Origin of the sequence: Amycolatopsis sp. NPDC006131 (genome assembly GCF_040614175.1) — a bacterium.
Classification (GTDB): domain Bacteria; phylum Actinomycetota; class Actinomycetes; order Mycobacteriales; family Pseudonocardiaceae; genus Amycolatopsis_E; species Amycolatopsis_E tucumanensis.
On sequence record NZ_JBEXTX010000219.1, the window covers coordinates 1 to 4533 of the forward strand.

At 70.8% G+C, this 4533-nt stretch carries 3 protein-coding genes; 1 reads left to right on the forward strand and 2 read right to left on the reverse strand.

What is annotated here, in order from left to right:
- Positions 1–124: 124 nt before the first annotated feature.
- Positions 125–1756, reverse strand: a complete 1632-nt coding sequence (locus ABZ215_RS43330; protein WP_354956753.1) for a carboxylesterase family protein — start codon at positions 1754–1756, stop codon at positions 125–127.
- Positions 1757–2121: 365 nt separating this feature from the next.
- Here ABZ215_RS43330 and ABZ215_RS43335 point away from each other — a divergent pair, with 365 nt between their 5' ends.
- A complete protein-coding gene (locus tag ABZ215_RS43335; protein WP_354956755.1) occupies positions 2122–3438 on the forward strand; it encodes an MFS transporter in 1317 nt (438 codons plus the stop codon).
- A 275-nt stretch (positions 3439–3713) separates the two neighbouring features.
- Here the strand turns inward: ABZ215_RS43335 and ABZ215_RS43340 are convergent, their stop codons facing one another.
- Positions 3714–4472, reverse strand: coding sequence for an IclR family transcriptional regulator (locus ABZ215_RS43340; protein ID WP_354956757.1), 759 nt, complete (start codon positions 4470–4472; stop codon positions 3714–3716).
- Between the last annotated feature and the right edge of the window lie 61 nt (positions 4473–4533).

Below are 4533 nucleotides of genomic sequence, written 5' to 3' on the forward strand. Positions count from 1 at the left end.
ATGGGGGGGTCGGCGCTGGGGTGCAGCGGGTGCTGGGCGGCCCGGAAGCAGGGGGGGCCGAACAAGGGTGTTGACCGGGAGGAGCGCCGGCGGGGGGCGAACCCGGCCGGCCGGGTTCGCCCGGTTAGCGGCTCACCACCCCGAGCTGCTGGGCGAGCTCGTCGGGATCGGTGTCGAGCCACGGGTAGCTCATGCTGTTCCACAGGTCGCAGTGCTGGGCGGCGGCGAAGGCAGCGGAGGTCACCGTGGAGCTGCCGCCGGGTTGCAGGACCATCGCTCGGTTGCTCCGGACGCTCGGCCACTCGGCCTGGCCGGCCGCGTCTGGAACACCCTGCCGGACGAAGGCGCCCCAGTACCGGACCATCTCGGTGGAGAGCCGGAGCTTGTCGCGGTCGTAGACACTGGTCGCCGTGGGCCAGAGGTAGGCCTGGTCCGCCGCGTGGCCGGCGCCGACGTCGAAGCCCGCCGGATTCGCGGTCCCAGCGGGGTTTCGCCCGTCGAAGCGGTACAGGAACGTCTTCGGCTGGTACTTCGACGCCTGCTGCGCCAGCTGGGCGTACTGGCAACCGCCGAGTCCGTAGAAGACGCTGGAGTCGGTCCACACGGCACCGAGGGCGTATGCCACCGTGTCCTGCGCGGGGAAGTCGCTCAGCGGGTACTGCTCGGCGACGTCCGCCGCGCGGTCGCCGAAGAGGTACTCGAGGCTCTTCACGTACTGGTCGGGGGTCGCGCCGCGGAACGGCTGCGCCCAGCCCCGCACCTCGTCGCGGGTGCTGCCGATGAGGAGCGGGACCCGTTCGAAGCGGCCCGTTTGGATGGCGGTCAGGGGAGCGATCGGCAGTTCCGGGACACCGGCGGTGGGGAGCGGGCCGGACAGGATCCCGCCACGGAACCCGGCGCTCGACTGGAGGATCTCCGCCGCGGGCTTGGCACGCAGGCACGCCACCGGGTCCTCAGCGGTGCCGCAGCCGGCGTCATCCGCGAAACGCGCGCCGTCGGCCTGGGATTCGGCGACGGTGTGGCTCGGGCAACCACCGCTCTGGATGATCGCTCCGTCGACCAGTCCGTGCGTCAACGGCGAGGAGAGCAGGGCGCACACCGAGTGGCCACCCGCGGAGAGCCCGGCGATGGTCACCCCGTTGCGGTCGCCGCCGAACCGGTCGATGTTTCGGTCTGCCCACTCGAGCGCGGCCACCTGGTCGAGGAGGCCGTAGTTCCCCGCGCCGGACTGGCTCAGGCCGGGCAGGTTCAGGAAACCGAACGCGCCGAGCCGGTAGTTGATCGTCACGACGACGATGTTGTTCGTCTCGGCCAGCAGTGAGCCGTCGAAGTCGCCGCCGGAGCCGGACGAGAACCCGCCGCCGTGGATCCACAGCAGCACCGGCAGGCGCTCGGTGGCCGGCCGCGCCGGGCGGTAGACGTTGAGGTAGAGGCAGTCCTCATTCCCGTCCGCGCGGGACGCCTGCGGACAAGCCGGACCGGGAGCGGCCGCCGCCCGGACCCCCGGCCACGCCGGCGCCGGCTGCGGTGGCTGCCAGCGGAGGCCGTCCACCGGCGGCGCGGCGAACGGAATGCCGAGGAACGAGTCCACCGCGCCGGTGGTCGTCCCTTCGACCTTGCCCGCGTCAGTCTGGACGACGAGTGAACGCGCCACCGGTCGCCCGGTGTTCGCCGTCGCGAGTGTGCCTGCGACGACCGACGTCGCGGTCACCGCCAGGGCGACCGCCACACCGAGCCACTTGAGTCTTTTCCGCACCGATCCTCCTGAGGCCGAATGGGTTCGGAACAGCTTGGGGTTCCGGTGCGCACCTCGCGTCCGGGCGGTCCGTCCACCGGACCGCGCGGGGTCGGAGTCCGGTAGGCGGACCGCGGGGGTAGGTCCGCCGCCCGTGGCGGCGAACACTCCCAGCACGTCTCGCGGCGAAGCGGGACTGGTGGAACGCGGCTCGGTGGAGGTCGACGGTGACGAACACGGTTTTCGAACCGGGTTCGCTGATCCGTCTACTTCGGACACCCGTGGCCGAGGGCCGGCCCGGGTTCACTGTCCGGACCCCGGCGTTGCCGCGGTCGCGGCCCGCCGACGAAAGTACGTCAACTCAACCGGCTCATCCGGAGGCATGCATGTCCGCTGGCACACAACCACATCGGCAATCGGGCCGGGCCGCACTGGCCGGGTGGTTCGGCACCGCCATCGAGTTCTACGACTTCACCATCTACGGCCTCGCCGCATCGCTGCTGTTCCCGAAGATCTTCTTCCCCGCCACCGATCCGGTGGTGGGCACGCTCATCTCGCTGTCCACCTTCGGTGTCGGCTTCGTCGCGCGCCCGCTCGGCGCGCTGTTGTTCGGGCACCTCGGCGACCGGATGGGCCGCAAGACGATCCTGGTCACCACACTGATGATGATGGGTATCGCGACGACCGCGATCGGGTTGCTCCCGTCGTACGGCACGTGGGGGATGGCCGCCCCGGTGCTGCTGGTGGTGCTCAGGATCGTGCAGGGCGTGTCCCTCGGCGGTGAGACGAGCGGCGCCGTGCTGCTCACCGTCGAACACGCCGAGAAGCACCGGCGCGGGTTCTTCGGCGGCATCCTCAACACCGGCACCGCCGTCGGCACCATCCTGGCCAACGCGATGTTCCTGCTCGTGGCGCAGATGCCCGAGGACGTCCAGCTGGCCTGGGGCTGGCGGATCCCGTTCCTGGCCAGCGTGCTGCTCGTGGTCAGCGGGCTGGTGATCCGGTTCGGCCTGCGGGAGAGCCCCGAGTTCGCCGACGTCAAGGGCGCCGGTTCGGTCCACAAGCTGCCGCTGGTCGACGTCCTGCGCAAGTGCGGTGGCACGGTCGTCCTCGTGACGCTGGCGACCGTCGGCGCGGGCAGCACGATCACGATCTCCTCGGTCTACGTGCTCGCCTACGGCAAGGGCGAGCTGGGGCTGAGCACGTCGACGATGCTCTACGTGCTGCTGCCCGGCCTGTGCGCCGTCGTGATCGGCGCGCCGTTGTACGGCAGGCTGGCCGATCGGATCGGGCCGCGGAAGGTCTTCACGGCCACCGCCGCGGCGATGGTCGTGCTCCCGTTCGTCTGGTTCCCCCTGCTGAACACGGGGAGCTTCTGGTTGATGCTGCTCGGCTTCGTCGCGCTGTACGCCGCCTACTCGGGCAACTACGCGATGTACCCGGTGTACTTCTCGCAGGCCTTCCCGGTGGCGCTGCGATTCAGCGGGATGGCGATCGGGTTCACCCTCGGCACGATCTTCGGCAACGCCTTCGCGCCGACGATCAGCGCGTCCCTGCTGGAGGCGACGGGCACCTGGGTGTCCATCGCCGGGTACATGGCCGCGGCGTGGGCGGTGAGCATGGTCGCCGGGCTGTTCCTCCGGGAAGCGCGGTCCGAGCGGCCGGAGGTCGTCCGCCAGGAGACCGGGGCGCCGACGGCCTGAGTGGGGCTGGACGAGCATGACGGACGAAGGGTGTTCAAGATCAGTCTGTGACGACGACTTGAACACCCTTCTGACCGCAGAGGTTCACCTCGGTGGCCCGGTGGCCGCGGTTGCTGCCTGCCCGGATTTCCCACCGTGCAGCGCTCGGAACCGGCCGGCTGGGTCAAGTACGGCCACTGCCGCTCGCGCCGGCCCCAACCGCTACGACCACAGACAGATAGCGGCCGCTGTGGCGGAACGTCTTCGCCACAGCGGCCTCGGCTTGTCAGGCGGCGCTACAGCTCGGAGGCCGAGTGCAACGCGCTGACCGTCTTGGTGATGCGCCTGCCCACCATGGCGAGCAGCCCCGCGTACTTCTCCACGTCCGCCCGGTACAGGGGCGCGGTGATGGACAGGGCGCCGGTGGTCAGGCCGGTCGCTCCCGTCAGCGGGATCGCCACGCTGACGTAGCCGACGCGGGTCTGCTCGTACTCGACGGCGTAGCCGTTCGCGCGCGCCCGGCCCAGTTCGTGCAGCAGGAGGCCGGGGGTGCTCACCGTGTGCGGTGTGAACCGCTCCAACGGGGAGGCGAGCACCTCGTCGACCAGGCTGCGCGGGCCGAACGCGAGCAGGACCTTCCCGGTGGCGGTGCAGTGCATCGGCATGCGGCCGGCCACCCGGGAGGGCCTGGAGACCTGGCTGTGGCCGGACACCTTCTCCAGGTACAGCACCTCCCGGCCGTCCGGCACGGCGAGGTGGATCGTCTCCCCGGTGGCCTGGAACAGGTCCTCCATGTACGGGCGGGCGGCGTCGCGCAGGATGCGCTGCCGCGGCACGCGCTGGCCGATCTCGAACAGCCGGATGCCGAGCCAGTAGTCACTGCCGCGCCGCTCCAGCACACCCCACTGCAGCAGTTCCTGCGCCAGCCGGTGCACCGACGCCTTCGCGACCCCCGAGCGCCGGGACAGTTCGGTGAGGCTGAGGTGCTCGTCGTCCGGGCCGAAGGCCTCCAGGATGAGCTGCACCTTGCCGAGCACGCTGTTCGCGCCTGTCATGTCGCTCCCTGCCATCGGAACAGGTTCGGTCAGCGGACCGGCCCGGCCAACGGACCGGTCC

Excerpts from the sequence above, each read along its gene's own strand:
- ABZ215_RS43335 (WP_354956755.1), top strand. The coding sequence starts at position 2,122 with ATGTCCGCTGGCACACAACCACATCGGCAATCGGGCCGGGCCGCACTG.
- ABZ215_RS43340 (WP_354956757.1), bottom strand. The coding sequence starts at position 4,472 with ATGACAGGCGCGAACAGCGTGCTCGGCAAGGTGCAGCTCATCCTGGAG.